Here is an 18,166-nt window from a genome sequence, read left to right as displayed (position 1 = left end):
AAGTGCTGATGCCGATCGCGATTTTGATTGGGGATGGTTGGGATTGCTTGGCTTATCGGGTTTGTTCGGTTTGATTCCCCGCAAACGCGAAGAAAATGTCCGCTATACCACTACAACGGGCGATCGCGATCCAGCCGTGCGTACCGACTACCGCTAAGAATTCAGTCTTAGGGCTGTGGGCATCATGCAGGGACAGGATGTTTTAACCTGTCCGACGATAGCCAATAATCATAAAAAAACCTCCATCTGTGGGGGTTTTTTATTGGAGATGATGCGCGATTGAACGACTATAAAATTGGTAAGATCTGATATCAATTCCGGTTGCATTGGAATGATTAAACCGCAGAGTACGCAGAGAACGCAGAGTCTCCAGAACAGAGAGATGAATAATTTCGATGAAGGGCGGATTTGATATGAGATATTGCACCGTCAAGAAACGGCTTTCCGGCCTGTTCCATAAGAGATGAATTTTCTTGTGTGCCGTTGCTGTGAGCAACGCCCCTAAAAGCCTTATTGAGAATAGTCCAACATCTCAGATCTAAGCGGATTTGATATTATTTACTTCTGCCTTACTTCTTCCCTTCTTCCTTCGTGTTCTTCGCGTCTTCGCGGTTCGTTAAATAAAAACTTTTCAGACACAAAAAGACATTAAACAATGTTTGGGCCCGATCGATCGAGCACCCCCAAAATCGCCTGCACCAACTTCTGGGGGTCTAAAGGCTTAGAAAGGTGTAGCTGGAACCCTGCAGCCAGCGCCTGCTGATAGTCAATTTCTCCAGCATAAGCGGTGAGGGCGATCGCCGGAACCAGTCCCCCTTGCTCTGGCAGCAGAGCCCGCACCTGCTGCAGCAACAGATAACCGTTGGTGTCGGGCATTCCAATATCGCTCAACAGCAAATCCGGCACAGACTGAGTTAAAACCGCCAAGGCATCGGCGGCGTTAGAAACTGCTGTAACGCTTGCCCCACAATTCTCAAGCAGAAAAACCACCAAATCTCGGGCATCGGCATCATCATCCACCGCTAACACCTTGATACCGCTCAAATTGAAGGATTGCTCCGGTTCAGCGGCAGCAGGACTTGTCTGAGGTTGCACGGGCATCAGGGGTATCCTGACGGTAAATGTCGCGCCTTGTCCTTCGCCTGCACTTTCGGATTTCACCGTGCCGCCGTGGAGTTCGAGGAGATGGCGGACGATCGCCAATCCTAAACCCAATCCGCCAAACTTGCGCGTCATCGTGCTGTCAGCTTGCCGGAAGTAGTCGAATACATAGGGCAGAAAATCAGGTTCGATACCTTTTCCAGTATCAGTTACAGTAATTTTGGCGTCAGTGTCAACCCGATCGAGAACGACTTCAATTTTGCCTCCGGGCGGGGTGAACTTGACGGCATTTGAGAGCAAATTCCAGACTACCTGCTGAAGTCTGCCCGCATCGCCCAACACCGGGCCGAGATTCGGTGCAAATTGAGTGCTGATTTGAATCGACTTAACTTCCGCCGACAGACGCACCGTTCCAATGGCAGCGCCGATCGCCCCGGCTAAATCTACAGGTACAACATTCAAGCTGAGCTTGCCTTGCAGAATCCCCGACACATCGAGCAAATCTTCGATAAGCTGGGTTTGTAGTAGGGCGTTGCGCTCGATCGTCTCCAAGGCGTAACGCTGCTTTTCCGGTGTCAGAACGTTCGCTCGCAGCAGCTTCGTCCAGCCCACAATCGGGTTTAAGGGAGTCCGCAATTCGTGGGACAAAACAGCCAAAAATTCGTCTTTGACGCGGTTAGCCTGTTCTGCTTCTTCACGCGCTGCCTTTTCCCGGGCTAGAAGGCGTTCCCGTTCCGCTTCTGCAACTTTTCGATCGGTAATATCGGTGTTGGTGCCACACCAGCGCAGTATCTTGCCTTGCTCATCGCGAATCGGCACGGCGCGGGAGAGAAACCAGCGGTAGGATCCGTCTGTGCCGCGCAAGGGGAAAGTATCTTCCCAGAGTTCGCCTGTTTCAATGCAGCGCCTAAATTTTGCGACAACCCGATCGACGTGTTCCGGGTGCTGCACCGGCAGCCAGCCCCAGCCCTGCATTTCCTCTAGGGTTCGGCCCGTGTAGTCAAACCACCGCTGGTTGTACCAGAAAATCCCCCCTGTGGCATCTGTCATCCAGGCCAACTGAGCGATGTTGTCAGCTAGAGCGCGGAACCGAGCTTCGCTTTCGTGCAGGTCCTGCAGGGCTCGCGCGTGCAGGATCACCCTCCAGAGGCGAGCTACCACTTCTTGCACCAGCGAAACTTCATCGGGCCGCCAGTGCCGCACCGCCTGTGAGGTCACCACCAAAAGAGCCACCCAGCGCCCTTCGTGAAGGCAGGGAACATCGACCAAAGCGCCAATGCCAGCGCCCTCGTAGTTATCGACCAAAGTCGCTGTCTGCGGGTCATTAGCGGTATCTGAGATGACAACTGTTTGACCTGCCATAGAGAGAGCTTTCATTTCTGGCGTCTTAAAGTGTGAGATTTGATAGGTGCCGGTGGCGCTGTCAAGGTGGGGCTGGTGCCAGTCTTGCGGGACAATTGCCAGGTCGGCTTCGGCATCGATTTCGTGCCATATGCAGCGATCGACATTTAAATATTCTCCCAAACTGTTCATGGATTCCCAGAACATTTCGGCGGGGTTGGAACCCTGGCGCAAGCGGAGTTCGAGATCGGAGAGAAACTGCTCGTTGAGTTGGGCTTGTTTGCGATCGTGAATATCGGTATTAGAGCCGATCCACTCGACAATCTGGCCCCGGGCGTCGCGAATTGGCACGGCGCGCGACAAATGCCAGCGTTCCATTTGGTCTGCTGCCCGCCGCAGGCGCAGCTCAAGTTGATAAACTTCTCCGGTGAGCCGACATTCTTGCCAGAGGGCTAAAGCTTGTGCCACATCCGACGGCGGCATCACGGAATCCCAATTGTTTTTCGCTGCTTCCTCGTAAGACATTCCCAGATATTCCAACCATTTTTGTTGGTTGGTAAAGCGAATTTCCCCGGCGGAGTCTATGTTCCAAATCAGGTGGGGAAGCGACTCAGCCAGGAAGCGGAAGCGGCGGTCGCTTTCTGCTAAGCTTTCTTCGGCTCGTTTGCGATCGTCAATATCAATGCCGATCCCGGCCCATTGCACCACCTGTCCCCCCGGGTCTTTGACGGGCACAATTCGCGCTAGATGCCAGCGGTAGATGCTGTCAAATCGGCGCACCCGGCACTCGAATTCGTAGGATTCCCCTGCTTGAATCGCCTTGGTGCGCGTAGCGACAACTGCTGGCCGATCTTCAGGATGAAATAATTCCAGCACCGGTGCAGCCAGCGGAAATTCTGCTGACATGATGCCCGTGTAGCTTTGCCAGTGCTGGTTGCCAAACTCTAACCTGCCGTCGGCGGTGTTGATCCACATTAATTGTGGGACGGCATCGGCGAGGGTGCGGTAGCGATTTTCGCTTTGCCGCAGTGCTGCTTCTATTTGCCTGCGCTCGGTTTTGTCTTGCATGATTTTCAGGAAACCTTGCACCTCGCCGGCTGCGTCGCGCAGGGGCATCACCAGCCCGCTGCCCCAAAAGCGGCTGCCATCTTTGCGGAGGTGCCAGCGCTCGTTTTCTCCTTTTCCCTTCGTCAGGGCGCTGTGCATTTCTGCTTCCGGCCTTCCGGCTGCAGAGTCTTCTGGGGTGAAGATGATTCGTCCGTGCTCGCCGACGATTTCAGCTTCGGCATAGCCCAGCAATCTCTCGGCGCCTGCGTTCCAAGTGGTAAAGCGTCCGCCGGTGTCGAGGGTGAAGATGGCGTAGTCTTTGGCGCTGTCGAGAATCAACTGCAGGTGGGTTTCGCGATCACGCAGTGCTGCTTCTGTTTGTTTGCGCTTGGTAATGTCGGTTGTGAAGCCGACTATTTTGGTCACTTCACCTTGCTGGTTGCGGATCGAACAGCCGCGTTCCCAAACATCGATCCAGCGCCCGTCTTCGTGCCGGACTCGGTACTCGCCTTCGTAGCGCTCAGCACTTAAGATTGATTCCGCCCCGGCTTGGATGCGCGCCAAATCGACGGGATGGATGCGTTCTCTCCACCACTCTGGTGTTGCGGGTGCATCCTCTGGGCGGACACCGACGAGGGAGTGCAGTCCCTCGGAACGGTAAACTGAGTTCGATGCCAAATCCCACTCAAACACGATGCCGTCGATCGCCCTTGTAGCTAACTCAAAGCGGTTATTGCTTTCTTGCAAGGCGAGTTCGGCCATTTTGCGATCGGTAATTTCCTGTACCACGACATTAATCCCGACAATCTCCCCGCCCGTGTCTTTGAGCGGCAACCAATTCAGCAGCCAAGTGCGAACAACACCGGGTTGAGCTTTGGTTTCACCGCTGAGTTCAAAATTTCGCTTCGGTTCTCGGGTTTCGAGAATGCGGCCCAACACAGGTTCGGCTGTGTCTGCCAAGTCTGGGACAATTTCGCGTAGGGTGCGGCCGATGTGCGCTTCGACGGGTAAGCCGTTGATTTGGGCCAACCGCTGGTTGAGCCGCACGTACCGCAAATCTGTGTCTAAAACGGCCAAACCCACGGGCGTTGTTTGGTAGAGCCACTCTATCTCTAGAAGTTGACGGCGCACGGTTTGCTCGCTCTCGTGCAGGGCGAGTTCGGCCTTTTTGCGATCGGTAGCATCAAATATTACTCCGATAAACCGCACTGCTTCGCCTGAGGAGTCGTACAGATGGCGCCCGAACGCGCTCAACCAGCGGATTTCTCCGCTGTCGGCCCGGATAATGCGGTATTCGGGAGAGTAGAGCGATCCTGTTTCCCGAGCTGTTTTGACTGCTTGCATGACTTGCTTTAAGTCGTCTGGATGCACGCATTTTTCCCACACAGCCCGGGTTGTTTCGCCGCCCGGTACCGGTTCGCAGCCGAAAATGCTCAAAAGGTTCGCCGACCAAATTACTCGATTTGTTCGCAGGTCTAAATCCCAGGTTGCCATGCCTGAGCCTTCGATGGCGATGCTCAAACGTTCTTCGCTTTGTTTGAAGGCAATTTCAGTTTGTTTGCGATCGTTGATATCTGTGAGGGAACCGACGGCCCGCACGGGATTGCCTGAGGAGTCCCAAATTGCTCGCCCTCTGGCTAAAACCCATTTTTCCCGCCCGTCGGGACAGCGAACGCGGTACTCGCAGCGATAATGTGATGTTTCTCGATGCAAGTGCTGCTGCCAATTGCTTTGCATTATCTCCACATCATCGGGATGAATGTAGCTCAAATATTGGCTGAAGTCCTTGACTTCTTCGGGCCCACGTTCCAAAATCTCTAAACAGCGATCGCTCAGTTCATGGCAATTTGTTTGCAGGTTGTGATCCCAAATGCCGTCGTTGTTGCCGGCACAGGCTAGCTGCCAGCGTTCTTCGCTTTGTCGCAAGGCTTCTTTGGTGCGATCGGCGCGATCGATTTGTAGGGCGGCAACGGCAAAGTCTGCTAGGGCGAGCGCGATCTGCAAGTCTTCGGCATCGAACTGGCGATCGGCATCGTGAGATACAATCCATATTGCCCCCAGCGGTTGATTTTCTGCTTGTAGCGGCACAACTAACGCTTCGGCGATCGGCATTTCTAGCTGCTGCAAGTCGGTAAAGTATTTTTCTGGAGCGAAGTAAAGCTGGGGAGTTTGGTGATCGAACCCGGCTCCGGACAAACGGAATGTGCGGGGTTGATTTCTGTGTTCGGCGGCTTCCCACACGCCCGCCAAGGCTTCCCACCGAAAGATTTGTTCGGAAATGGCATTTTCTTCTAGCAAGCAGACTCCGACGCTTCCTGCACCACACAAATCTTGAGCGATGGCAACCAGTGTTTTGAGTAGGGTGTGGGGCGAGGTTGCCAGTTGTCGGGCCAGCGTTTGCAGCGCCCGGTTTTCTGCTTTGCGATCGTGCGATCGAGGGGTACGGTGCGACAGTTCCTCGGCGATCGGAATGTCGGTTAAATTAGTTTCTGGGGTTTGCCAAGCTTCCATCAATTAGTCGTCTCTACGTCTTTCGGTATGAGCTGGCGAGCGTATATCAGCGCGCTCTTAAAGTATCTGCTATATTATATTATCTACCGACAGACAGAAGATGCGATCTATCTTGGAAATTACTTTTTAGTTTTCAGGCTAGTTGATGGTCTTGGTTGCCTATGCTCTTGCCGCCACAATATGCACAATTTTATTCCCGAATCGCGCTTTTTTCCATATCTGACTTGGACAGAAATTGAGTCTATGCCGGATAAGGAAAATATAGTTATAATTCAGCCGCTAGGTGCGATCGAACAGCACGGCCCCCATTTGCCTTTAATTGTAGATGCGGCAATTAGCCAGGCGGTGACAGGCAAAGCGCTAGCCAAGTTAGATGCAAATATTCCCGCTTATGCTTTGCCAACTCTTTACTACGGTAAGTCTAACGAACACTGCCATTTTCCCGGTACAATTATGCTCAGTTCTCAGACACTTTTAGCAGTAATTGGCGACATTGCTGACAGTATTTACCGGGCAGGATTTCGGAAATTAGTGTTAATGAATGCTCACGGCGGACAGCCGCAGGTGATGGAAATTGCGGCGCGGGACATTCATCAAAAATATCAGGATTTTTCGGTTTTTCCGCTGTTTGTTTGGGGCGTTCCGAATCTGGCTGCTGAATTATTAACTGCGAAGGAGTTGGAGTTTGGGATTCACGCGGGTGATGCAGAAACGAGTTTGATGTTGTCAATTGTACCGTCGCAGGTAAAAATGGAACTGGCTGTTACAGAATATCCGAAAAATTTGCCGATCGACAGTGTGCTGAGTATGGAAGGGAAGTTGCCTTTTGCTTGGCTGACGCGAGAGTTGACTGAAAGTGGTGTGTTGGGCGATGCGACGGTGGCGACGAAAGAAAAGGGAGCTCGTATTCTCGAATCTCTCTCTGACGGCTGGGTACAAGTTATCAAAGATGTGTACAAATTTCGCCAGCCGCGAAGTAATTAACAATTAAGAATTAAAACTCAAATACGACTTACGCAGGGGGCCGGTGAAACCGGGTTCGATCGACAAAAATACTTCGTTAGAGCCTCGCACACGGGCGTAAAAAACCAGGTTTCTTTTGTCCGAGTGCGTCCAGGACTGTCAAAAATTGTTCTAATCCGTGTCAAAATAAGTCTAAGAAATTTTTTGAGTTGGAAAACTAACGATGAGTGTAAATTCTAAATTGCAGCGTGCATTTGAGCAAGGCCGCGCCCTGAAAATTATCAGCGGTTTAAATAATTTTGATGTCGCGAACGTTGCGGCTGTCGTCAAGGCAGCGGATCTCGGCGGTGCTACCTTTGTCGATATTGCTGCCGATCGAGATTTGGTATTGATGGCAAAACAGTTGACAGATTTGCCAATTTGTGTATCGGCTGTGGAACCGGAAAAGTTTGTGCCTGCGGTAGAAGCTGGCGCTGATTTGATTGAAATTGGCAACTTTGATGCTTTCTACGCAGCAGGCCGCCGCTTTGAAGCTTCTGAAGTTTTGGAATTGACTCGCCAAACTCGATCGCTATTTCCGAAGATCACCCTTTCTGTGACAGTTCCCCACATTTTGGAACTCGACAAACAAGTGCTGTTAGCAATAGAATTAGTCAAAGCTGGCGCTAACATTATCCAAACAGAAGGCGGCACCAGCGCCCAACCAATTCACGCCGGCACATTGGGATTAATTGAAAAAGCAGCGCCTACTTTGGCCTCCGCCTTTGAAATTTCCCGCGCCGTATCCATCCCCGTACTCTGCGCTTCCGGCATCTCCAGCGTCACCGCACCCCTCGCTATTGGAGCCGGCGCTGCGGGTATTGGTGTCGGTTCTGCTGTCAGCAAACTTAATAGCGAAGTGGCGATGATTGCGGCTGTTTGCAGTTTGGTTGAAGCTTTGGCTTTGGTTTCGCGATCGCACTTTGCGACTTCAATTTAATTAAGAAGGAAGTTCGGCAACGGATTCTGTAACGGATGTAACGGATGTAACGGATGTCAGGAAGAAGGAAGAAGGAAGAAGGAAGTCGGAAGAAGGAAGATTTTTCCCATCCCCCACTCTCCCCTTCTCCCACTCTCCCCCTCCGATCCTCGGACACTTGGACACTCGGACACTCGGACACTCGGAGACTCGGACAAGACTTCCTTAATAATTGACAAACCACACGGCATAATCATCTAATAACTGATTGTTGGGGGAGATTACATCAACTGATTCTAACTCGGATAAAGGCAACATAAACTTTTGGCGCTCGCCGACGCGCTGCACTTCTACAAATATGCCTTCTTCCTGAATAACAAAATCCTCCAACCGATTAATGGTGAAGCTATCAGTATAAGAAGGTTGAGTTTTTTTGAGCCTTGCATATTCTTTTTTGCTGCCAGAACCCATTGTATATTCTTCTTCCCATTCAAACTCTTCTATGCCAGTAACGTGGCACGGAAGCTGAATATTTTGCTTGATGTACTCTAGATACTTGACTGAATTTTTAAGGCTGACATCAATATTTTTCGATCCTAAAATTTTGTGAATTTTAGTTTCAAAATGCTTGACATTAAATGGGATATTTTCCTGGAGATGGGCGAACATTTCTGGGTCGAACCCCGATCTCAATTCGGGTACTTCCGCCAGGAGGCGTTGGATGTCGTTTAGCGGTTTCGGTCTTCTGCCTGCTACAATGGTTTCATCAAGCTGAACAGGAGGAAGTTCGGAGTGTGAAGGAAGGGATTTACTTTGATCGGGGCGATCGTCCAATTTAGATTTGTTAACTTTAGATTGGTTAACTTTAGGCTGGTTAACTTTAGGCTTGTTAAATTTAGGCATCGCTCGGTCTCGCTGTATCGGTTTATCAATAAAGTATATCTTGGCAGAACTACATTCGTGTCTAATAGGAGGAAGCTGTAATGCAACTACTGAAATCGCCTGATGAATCGGAAATCTATCAAGGACAATTCGGCGAGTTTACGATTACTCAAAGCGATCGCACGGGAGTTTTGATTTACCGCGCCGGATTGGGGGTGGCGGCGCTGTGTTTTGCGATCGGCGCTACTCTGGTGCTACAACAGGGCGACAACCCAATTGCAATCCAAGCTGTAACGCCTGTTTTTGCTTGTTTCTGGATAGCTTTAGGCGTCAGCTTAGCAACTATTCACATTTACATGATTGCGCTGCACCGAGCACTACAGGTGTTTTGGGCGATCGGCGGCGCCGCAGCATTGTTTGTCGCCGTACAAAGCAGCGAACCCTTAGCTTTAGCAGTGTACGAACATCCAGCCACGTTGTGGGGAATTGGCTTTACTTTTGCCGCCTTAAATGGCATTTATTTTAAAGAAGCTTTCTGCTTTAACCGCTTAGAAACTAAGTTTTTGACTCCGGGAGTTCCTCTCTTAATTTTAGGACATATGTTCGGCTTTCTGTCAGCCGAAAATGAACAGTTTTTGCTGGCAATTTGGGCGGCTTTGTTTATCATCTTTGCTGTGCGCAAGTTTTTTCAACCGATCCCGCAGGATATCGGGGATAAAAGCGTTTTTGAGTATCTGAAACACCAATAGTATAGAAGAAAAAAGAAGGGAGAAACAGTTCTTGTAAGGTGCGAAAGCGCACCCTAAAGTTTTCGTAAAGTCCGAAATCCGCACCAGAAAATTAGATGTATTGGCGTGATTTCTATAAGAATTTGATTGATATAGCAACCGCGTCCAACGGTGAGGACGTTCTTAATTGCTGACACCCCTTCTTTCTTCTTTCGACTTCCTAATTCCTAGTTCCTTATTCCTTCAACATCTGCTATATGAATTTGGCCAGACTGCGAAAACTAAAAATCAAAATTAGTCTAATTCGCCGCCGAGAAATGTGGGCAATTACCAGAGAAGGTTGGGTAATTGCTATCATGGGATTAATAATTACAATGCTCTTAATTATCACAAATATCCATCAATTCTTGGCGGTAAATGCGCCGATTAAAGCAGATATATTGGTGGTCGAAGGCTGGTTGCCGGATTATGCGATCAAAAGTGCGATCGCGGAATTCAAAAAAGGCGAATACCGCCAATTAATTACCACAGGACTTCCTTTAAGTAAAGGCTACTATCTCGCTGAATATAAAAATTATGCCGAACTGACTGCCGCGACTTGTATTGCGTTAGGATTTGATAAAGACAAAGTAATAGCTGTACCAGCAGCGAGTGTTGTGAAACACCGCACTGCTGCTTCTGCGATCGCACTTCGGGATTGGCTGGCTGCTTCTGCCCTAAAAGTTGACTCAATTAATCTTTATTCTTTTGGCACTCACGCCCGCAGAAGTTGGATTATTTTCAAAGAAGTGCTGAATCCTGACATTAAAGTCGGCATTATAGCTGCAGAACCGCAAGATTACAACCTACAAGAATGGTGGAAATCGAGCGCAGGTTTTCGGACTGTGACAGGAGAAATTATTGCTTATATTTACGCCCGTTTCGTCGATTGGAAAACCTAGCCAGTAATTGTCAACCTCTCTCTTAATTCCCTTCGCGTTCTTCGCGCCTTCGCGGTTCGTTAAAAAAAATCTATATAGCAGTTTTAAATCTGTATAAATACAAGACACCGAAAATGATAAAATTATTCTCAGATAAGTTGAGGGCAACTCGTTGATAGAAGAACGCGCTTACTGGTTAGCATGGTCGCAGATTAACGGTATCGGGCCGATTTTGTTGCAAAGATTGCACCAACATTTCAATAGTTTAGCAGAAGCTTGGACGGCAAAACCCGTAGATTTAATGCGAGTCGAAGGGTTGGGTAAGCAAATAATAGAAACAATTTTGCAAGAACGAAGCCAACTAAATCCCGAAGAATTTATCGAAAAACATCTTATAAAAAATCCCTGTTTCTGGACCCCCGCAGATCCAGATTATCCCCGCTTATTATTGGAAATTTCCAATCCGCCGCCGGTGCTGTACTATCGCGGTTTAGTCGATGTAAAAGAGAATCAAGGAATTACACCGACGGTGGCCATTGTTGGCACTCGCAGCCCTTCGGAATACGGCAGAAGGTGGACTCGCAAAATTAGTACGGCTTTGGCTAAAAGCGGTTTTACTGTTGTTTCGGGATTGGCGGCTGGGATTGATACAGAGGCTCATACAAGCTGTTTGGAGGCGGGAGGCAGGACTTTGGCTGTATTTGGAACTGGGGTTGATATCGTTTATCCTAAGCCAAATGAGAGGTTGTGCGATCGCGTTTTGCAGCAGGGATTGGCAATTAGCGAATATCCGGCGGGGACTCAACCGAATAAAACTAATTTTCCGCGCAGAAATCGCATAATTGCGGGCTTGAGCCGTGCTACAATTGTGATAGAAGCTCCGCAAAAATCGGGCGCTTTAATTACTGCTTATCAAGCTAATGATTTTTGCCGGGATGTGTATGTTTTGACGGCAAGATTGGATGATGAGCGTTCCTTTGGGTGTTTGGAGTTGCTGAGTAAAGGTGCTCATCCGATTCTGCCGAGTAGCGATCGACTCTTAAGCGAAGACAGGTTGTTGGAAATGCTCGGAGCTATGCCAAAATTGGATAGAGCCGAGCAGTTGTCGCTATTTCCCCCAAATCCGACGGTTGAGAAGCAAGGGCCGCCGTTGGAGCCGGAATTGGCTAAGGTGTTAAGTGCGATCGCATCTGGGCCGATTTCTTTTGATGTAATTGTCGAAGCAGCGGGATTAGAAGCGGGAACAGTTTCTAGTATACTTTTGCAGTTGGAATTGTTGGGATTAGTTTCGCAGTTACCGGGAATGCGATATCAGCGGTGCTGAGTAGGAATATTAGGTTAAATTCGGTTTTATCCCCATTATTCCTATCTCTATTCTCTTAATCTGCGTGAATCAGCGTCAATCCATTGTTATCTGCGGTTAACAAATTCTCTTTTTAAAACCGCAGATGAGGGCAGATAAACACAGATTAACGCAGATGAATTATATGATTTCTGGTTGCACGGTTCCTGGTTGACTGTTAACGGGATTTTACGCCCGACGATGCTACCGGATTTGATATTAGCTATGAGACAGGGGTTTTTACCCCCTGTCGTACTATCAGACTCACGAGTTGATCGGAATGCCGAAATCTGCGTAATCAACAGGAACTCGCTCTTAAATTAATCCGAAATTAACTGCACTAATACTGCTAGCAGAAACTCCGGTGAGAGAGGCTAAAATCTCCCCAGTTTGTGAAAACCGGATTAAGGTTGCACCGCTATCTTGAGCAATTGTCAATTGCGAGAAACTCAGTCCGTTACCTAATACTAACAAGTCTTTACCGACTTCAAAATCGGTAATCGTATCAGTACCGGAATTGGTAGAGAGTAGGAATTTATCCGCTCCCATTCCTCCTGTCATAGTATCCATTCCCAAACCGCCATTCAGCAAATCATCTCCCTTACCTCCAAACAAGGCATTATCACCGCTACTTCCGAGCAAAGTCTCGCTACCTTTGCCGCCGAAAACAGAGTCATTTCTCATACCGTTGTCGAGGGAAGCCTTGCCCCTTATGCCCATCAAAACATCATTTCCGCTGTCGCCAGTCAGGATATCGTCATTAGTAATAGTTGTGGTAGCGGTAGCAGTGGTAATTGTCGGTGTAGAATCTAATCCAGAGGGATTTGACAGCGTAACATTAACAGTTTCGTCGGGTTCGATCGCGACATCGCCTAAAACATCAAGAGTAATGGTTTTCGATGTCTCGCCCGCTGCAAAATTAATCGTACCAGTGGCGCCATTGGCACCGGATGTGCCACCGATGTTGTTGTAGTCGGTGCCGTCAGCAGTACCGGCGATCTCATAATCTACTTGGCTTTCCAACTCAGTGCAACCGCTGCGGGTAACAGTAAAAGTGGCAGCAGTTTCGCCCGAGTTGCCTTCAGTAACGGTTGGAGTATCTGCACTAATTGCGTAGTCGATGGGATTGAGCAGAATTGTCACCTTGCTAGCACCCGATCCGATGCGATCAAAAGGTCCAGAAATCACCCTGTTAAATCCGGCGTAAATCTCCGAATTGACTGGTCCCTCATCATCAGGTTGACCGTTGAGGGCGTAAAGATACGGCGAAGTCAAGCTATTTTGTAGTCCGCTTTTGTTATCCCACGCAAGTTTTTCGTTGCTGACTTCTAACTCGACGCGGGAACCGTTGCTGACCAAGTTAGTCACACTTCCTTGGGTAAGGAATCCGCCAGCGGGTGTATTGTAGTCATTCCCGTTAACGCTCATATTGCCGTTAACAATCTGCATCTCGGCATCGCGGCTTTGAGTGCTTGCATCCCCTCCATAGCCGTTGTTTGACGCAGAGTCGCCGAGATTTACCGTCCATCCTGAGGGGGTTTCGTCGTATTCAACGATAAATTTTGCTGTTTTGATGTTGCCGTCAAAATTGATTTTGGCTACCGCTTCTAACCAACTGTCTGCGTTTGAGTCGGTAGGGGTATTGACTAGAGAAATAAACTGGTTTGGCTCACCAGTAATTGTGCCTGTTTTGAGGTCGATTTCGTACGGACTCAGGCTTGAAGGTTGACCGTTAGCAGCAATAGTTAATGTTGTTTGAGCGGTTGTACCTGCAACGCCACCGATGATTGTGCCAAAGTTGAGAATTGCGGTTTCGGCGTTTTCAGCTATGTTGTCAGGTTTGATAGTAACTGCAACATTCTGGGTGAGTGCCGCACCTGTTGCGCCTGCGGGGAATGTAATCGAGGTAGGGGAAATGGTGTAGTCTGAATTTTCGGTGGCTGTGCTGCTGGGGTCGATGACAATTGGTACTGTTACAGCAGCGTCAGGAGTGTCGCTGAGAGTGACGGGAATATTAACTACCGTGTCTGCGGTTCCTTCTGTGGCGCTGTAAGTTGCAGCACCGAAATTTACCACCGGGGATGTATTCAGCAGAATCGAGGTGTTTTGACCGTCAAAGTTCGCCGTAGCTAAATCGGATAAGCCATCTTTGTTAAAATCGCCTACAACAATACCTAGGGGATTGTCTCCCACAACAAAATTAGTGGCAGTCCCAAAGCTGCCATTGCCACTTCCCAACAAGACGGAGATATTGTCCGATGAAGGGTTGGCTGTGGCTAAATCGACTTTTCCATCGGCATTGAAGTCACCACTAGCAATAGCAAAAGGTTCTGTAACGGCAAAGTTGGTAGCTGTACTAAAGCTTCCAGTGCCATCTCCTAACAGTATTGATACGTTGTTTGAGCTTTGATTGCTGGTTGCTAAGTCAGAATTATTGTCCCCGTTAAAGTCTGCTATAGCAATGGAACTAACGTTATTTCCAACAGTAAAGTTCGTGGCGGGGGCGAAAGTGCCATTAGCATTCTGCAACAGGATGGATACGCTAGAACCAAAGTTCGCTGTCGCTAAGTCAGACTTGCCATCTTTGTTAAAGTCGCCGACAACCACAAATAAGGGATTTGACCCCACGCTCAAATTAGTAGCTGCGCCAAAAGTACCATTACCATTACCCTGCAAGATGGAGACGTTTTTAGAGCTGAAATCGGTTATAGCTAAGTCTGAATTGCCGTCCCCGTTGAAGTCTGCCACAGCGACGGTAGAGGGGAATGACCCCACCTCCAAGTAGGTGGCTGCACCAAAAGTGCCATCGCCATTCCCTAACAGGAGAGAAACGTTCTTGTAATAATTATTAGTCGTAACCAGGTCAGAATTGCCGTCTTTGTTAAAGTCGCCTACAGCGACAGAGGTAGTATTGAGATTGGCCGGCGGGCTGGTGTTAAAATAAGTGGCACTGCCAAATTGACCTGTGCCATCTCCCAGTGCGATCGAGACGCTGTTGGGTCCACCGCTGGCAAAGGCTAGGTCAAGATTGCCGTCTTTGTTAAAGTCCTCCGTCACAACTTTACGGAGATTGTCGGTTATGGGAAAATTAGTCGCAGCCCCAAAAGTAGACAGAACATACTCGTAACCCGCTAACACTTTGGCTTCAAATACCAGCGGTGTTTCTATTGAACCGGTTCTGACTTCCAGTTCCCAGTCGCCGCCCTTTGCTACACTTCCGGTGAGGTTTTGGGAAGCTGCAACACTTGCCCCGGTTAACTCACTCAAGCGTTTGACAAATGCTTTACCTGTCTCGCCTGCTGCTACACAGCACCCGTACAGCAGGATATTCGATCGATTTTTGCCCGTTGAGTCGGTTCGTTGCGAAAACCACTGCTGTAGAGAATGTCGATCGCACTCTATATCATCTAAACTCAAGCTACCGTCGCCGAGTTGCAAGCTGCCGGGAGCACCGTGAGAAACTATGTGAATGCTGTCTATATTGGTACGATCGCGTAAAATTTGAGTAATTTGGTCGATCGCATCTTTCTTGCCATCCAAAACGACTACTTCCGTACCCGGTGTTACCCCGGCCATCAAACTTTGATAATTTTCAACTTGAGTATCTATAAAGGCGATCGCACTTCCTGAAACTTGATTATTTAAATTTGGCATAGCACACCTGACTAATAGCTAAAAAAAGACAATGATTTCCCTGTTTCGCGGCTTTCGTCCGAAACTATTTCTGAAGGTTATAGCCACCATAACTGTTTTTTGAGAAAATCTATATAAAGTTTTCTTTATAAACACCTTTTTAATTAAAATTTTCATAAAAATGGGGAAATTTATTAAGTAATATTGCGACGGAGCCAGCGCGAAATCGATTACATAACAAAAAAAATCAATTGCAAGTGTCCTTATAAGTAAGTAGGCACGAAAAAGGGTGTAGGATAGTAGATAATCCTACTAATTGTGACACTTGCGTCATACCAAATTTACATGAAGTTGCAGAGAATAAAGGTATTAGACCTCTTGCAAAAATCCTTTTCCTCAATTGATGGGACGGGCAAGATGCCCAACCCACAAGAGTTATTTTTTCTTGTGGGATGGGCATCTTGCCCGTCCTAATTATTTTTGCAAGAGGTCTACTATATGAAACGACATCCTACTTATGGTACCTCAACTGATTCTGGCGATCGCAAGTGCACAGAGTCAGCGATCAACAACTAAAAAACAGCCGCACCTAAGTATTAAAAAGAACGGTTGCAAATGTTATGGTCGTTGAAAACTGGACAAATCACGAGATCATAAAACCCTGGCTGAACGTCCGCAGACGCGATCGTTCAACGGTAACGGGCGTGCATTCAAGATCAGACTCTGTATTTCTGATTGTTGTTTAAGTCTCGATTCCCCGTGCACCCCCCGCCGAAGGGGGACGAAAGAACCCTCTTGTCCCACCCCCTACTCCCCGGACGCGGGGAACGCCGGGGGATCGAGCGAACTATTAGAACAAGTGCTTCACCCCCAATCGCTCTTAAATCAATCCGAAATTTTCCGCGCTAATACCGATAGCAGAAACTCCGGTGAGAGAGGCTAAAATCTCCCCTGTTTGTGCAAACCGGATTAATGTTGCACCGCTATCTTGAGCAATTGTCAATTGCGAGAAAGTCAGCCCGTTACCTAATACTAACAAGTCTTGACCGACTTCAAAGTCATCGATGGTGTCAATACCAGAATTGATGGAAAGCAAGAAGCGATCGCTCCCTACATCCCCTACTAAGGTATCATCCCCCAAATCGCCACTGAGGAAATCGTTACCCTGACCTCCTAGCAGAATATCATTGCCTTGACCGCCGTAGAGGGTATCGTCGGCTTTTTCACCAATTAGGATATCTTCACCTCGATTGCCAGAAAGGAAGTCACTAGCCGCACCACCTGTCAAAGTATCAAAACCCTTTCCGCCGTAAAGGGTATCGTCACCCATTCCACCATCTGTCAAGTCGTTGCCTTGATTGCCATTCATCCAATCATTGCCATCAAGACTAAACAGCAAGTCATTTCCTTTTTTACCGCGCAATATATCATCGCTAGCGCTGCCCATGAGGGTATCATCGCCATCTGTACTTTCGGTAGTATTTTCCCCATCTTTAACGAATTCTATACCGCTGCTGGGGAAAGGTTCTTCGGAGGTAGAAGGTTCTTCGGAGGTAGACGGTGTACTGGAGTCATCTGTATCTAAATTATTACGGACTGTTGGATTGTTAGCTGTCGCCGACTGAATTTTGGTATTTAGAGATGCACCAGTATTTTCGGAAATCGCCGACTGAATCGTTTTATTTCCGGCTGCGACTTGCAGTAAATCTTGGGCTACTTCTCCTTGTGCGACTTTTTGTATGCGGGCGATTTCTGTCGCGGCATCTGAGGGCGAGGAATTGCTGGATACGATCGCCTTTATTCGCTGATTTCCCTCGGCAATAATTTGGGCAGCATCCGAAGCAATACTAGATAGTTGCGGTACTTGCAGTTGACTCGTCGCCGACTCAATAATCGCCTGCACTTGTGTGGAATTGCTTACGTCGAGAGTGCCAGATTTGATTTGATTGGCAACGGCGGAAATTACGCTAGAGGCAATCTCATTTTTTGCGGTAGTTGAAGCACCGCTAATTAAATCTGCGATCGAGACAATGGTATTTTGCACCTCAGCGTGTGCTGCATAAACCGCCAAACCGTTCGGGTCGTTTTGAGTAATTGCCTGTAGCGGGTCGTAGCTAGTCAAGTCAATTCCTGGCGACAGTCCCAGTGCAGATTTAACCTGAATTTGCGCCTGATTTTGGTCAGTACCTTGCTCGACCAACTCGGTCAATAGGGTAGTTAACGGAGTGACGACAGTAGCATCAGGTGTGGCAAATAGGGGCGTTTGCTGTGGCAAATAAGTAGAGGTATTTATGCCATCTATCAGTACAATTTTGCCTTCAGTCGGTTCGAGGTCGCCGCTATTATTTTTGTCGAATTTGTCAAGAGAGACATCTAAGTCAAAGCTGCCATCCGCGTTAGTAATTGAAAAGGGTTCGTTTTCATCTTTTACTCCATTAAAGTTGGCATCGAAGAAGACTGTCGCCTCGGCCATGTAACCGTTAATAGCTTTACCCCTAGTGCTAGAACTTGGTCCTAAACTAAAGCTAGCTAACTCAAATGTGGCAAAGTTATTATCGTAGACTGTTTTGTAATCTAATCCGCAGGGATAAGGTATACTGATGCGCTTACGAAATATTTTGAAAGTTTTCTCACAAAATTTGACTGAAATTACCTTAACTTCAGCACCCAAGAAAGCATTAACTTGTCCTGTTACATCAAACAGTTCCAAGGGTTTGCTGATCCGGGAAGTAATTTCCGA

Annotated in this window: 10 protein-coding genes; 6 read left to right on the top strand and 4 right to left on the bottom strand. The window is 48.3% G+C overall.

Going from position 1 to position 18,166, the window contains the following annotated elements; translation table 11 throughout:
- On the top strand, positions 1 to 157 hold a 157-nt coding region (locus tag ACUVJL_RS36995; protein WP_445250365.1), incomplete at its 5' end, for a WGxxGxxG family protein.
- A gap of 491 nt (positions 158 to 648) precedes the next feature.
- Here ACUVJL_RS36995 and ACUVJL_RS36990 read toward each other — a convergent pair.
- Positions 649 to 6,000 carry a PAS domain S-box protein gene (locus tag ACUVJL_RS36990; RefSeq protein WP_445250364.1) on the bottom strand — a complete coding sequence of 1,784 codons (5,352 nt, stop codon included), beginning with the start codon at positions 5,998 to 6,000 and terminating at the stop codon, positions 649 to 651.
- Between the two features lie 180 nt (positions 6,001 to 6,180).
- Here ACUVJL_RS36990 and ACUVJL_RS36985 point away from each other — a divergent pair, with 180 nt between their 5' ends.
- Both ACUVJL_RS36985 and ACUVJL_RS36980 read left to right on the top strand, forming a co-directional pair.
- On the top strand, positions 6,181 to 6,984 hold the full coding sequence (locus tag ACUVJL_RS36985; protein WP_445250363.1) for a creatininase family protein: 804 nt from the start codon (positions 6,181 to 6,183) through the stop codon (positions 6,982 to 6,984).
- 202 nt (positions 6,985 to 7,186) lie between these two features.
- Entirely contained in the window at positions 7,187 to 7,942 is a 756-nt protein-coding gene (locus tag ACUVJL_RS36980; RefSeq protein ID WP_445250362.1) for a DUF561 domain-containing protein, read from the top strand.
- 204 nt (positions 7,943 to 8,146) lie between these two features.
- Here ACUVJL_RS36980 and ACUVJL_RS36975 read toward each other — a convergent pair whose 3' ends face one another.
- A complete protein-coding gene (locus ACUVJL_RS36975) occupies positions 8,147 to 8,824 on the bottom strand; it encodes a calcium-binding protein (protein ID WP_445250361.1) in 678 nt (225 codons plus the stop codon).
- A gap of 80 nt (positions 8,825 to 8,904) precedes the next feature.
- On the opposite strand from ACUVJL_RS36975, the gene ACUVJL_RS36970 reads away from it, so the two are divergent.
- The 3 genes from ACUVJL_RS36970 (at position 8,905) to dprA (ending at position 11,775) form a co-directional block, all read left to right on the top strand.
- A complete protein-coding gene (locus ACUVJL_RS36970) occupies positions 8,905 to 9,552 on the top strand; it encodes a DUF2301 domain-containing membrane protein (RefSeq protein WP_445250360.1) in 648 nt (215 codons plus the stop codon).
- Positions 9,553 to 9,788: 236 nt separating this feature from the next.
- A complete protein-coding gene (locus tag ACUVJL_RS36965; RefSeq protein ID WP_445250359.1) occupies positions 9,789 to 10,472 on the top strand; it encodes a YdcF family protein in 684 nt (227 codons plus the stop codon).
- 151 nt (positions 10,473 to 10,623) lie between these two features.
- Positions 10,624 to 11,775 (top strand): DNA-processing protein DprA, encoded by a 1,152-nt coding sequence (gene dprA, locus ACUVJL_RS36960; protein ID WP_445250358.1) that lies wholly within the window; start codon positions 10,624 to 10,626, stop codon positions 11,773 to 11,775.
- Between the two features lie 333 nt (positions 11,776 to 12,108).
- On the opposite strand, the gene ACUVJL_RS36955 is transcribed toward dprA, so the two are convergent.
- Positions 12,109 to 15,447, bottom strand: coding sequence for a DUF4347 domain-containing protein (locus ACUVJL_RS36955; RefSeq protein ID WP_445250357.1), 3,339 nt, complete (start codon positions 15,445 to 15,447; stop codon positions 12,109 to 12,111).
- 859 nt (positions 15,448 to 16,306) lie between these two features.
- The coding region (locus ACUVJL_RS36950) for a calcium-binding protein (RefSeq protein ID WP_445250356.1) at positions 16,307 to 18,166 on the bottom strand (1,860 nt) is incomplete at its 5' end.

The sequence above is a fragment of the Microcoleus sp. OTE_8_concoct_300 genome, assembly GCF_031383065.1.
Taxonomy (GTDB): Bacteria; Cyanobacteriota; Cyanobacteriia; order Cyanobacteriales; family Microcoleaceae; genus Microcoleus.
This window is presented reverse-complemented; position numbering and strand designations above follow the sequence as displayed.

Excerpts from the sequence above, each read along its gene's own strand:
- ACUVJL_RS36990 (WP_445250364.1), bottom strand. The coding sequence starts at position 6,000 with ATGGAAGCTTGGCAAACCCCAGAAACTAATTTAACCGACATTCCGATC.
- ACUVJL_RS36985 (WP_445250363.1), top strand. The coding sequence starts at position 6,181 with ATGCACAATTTTATTCCCGAATCGCGCTTTTTTCCATATCTGACTTGG.
- ACUVJL_RS36980 (WP_445250362.1), top strand. The coding sequence starts at position 7,187 with ATGAGTGTAAATTCTAAATTGCAGCGTGCATTTGAGCAAGGCCGCGCC.
- ACUVJL_RS36975 (WP_445250361.1), bottom strand. The coding sequence starts at position 8,824 with ATGCCTAAATTTAACAAGCCTAAAGTTAACCAGCCTAAAGTTAACCAA.
- ACUVJL_RS36970 (WP_445250360.1), top strand. The coding sequence starts at position 8,905 with ATGCAACTACTGAAATCGCCTGATGAATCGGAAATCTATCAAGGACAA.
- ACUVJL_RS36965 (WP_445250359.1), top strand. The coding sequence starts at position 9,789 with ATGAATTTGGCCAGACTGCGAAAACTAAAAATCAAAATTAGTCTAATT.
- ACUVJL_RS36955 (WP_445250357.1), bottom strand. The coding sequence starts at position 15,447 with ATGCCAAATTTAAATAATCAAGTTTCAGGAAGTGCGATCGCCTTTATA.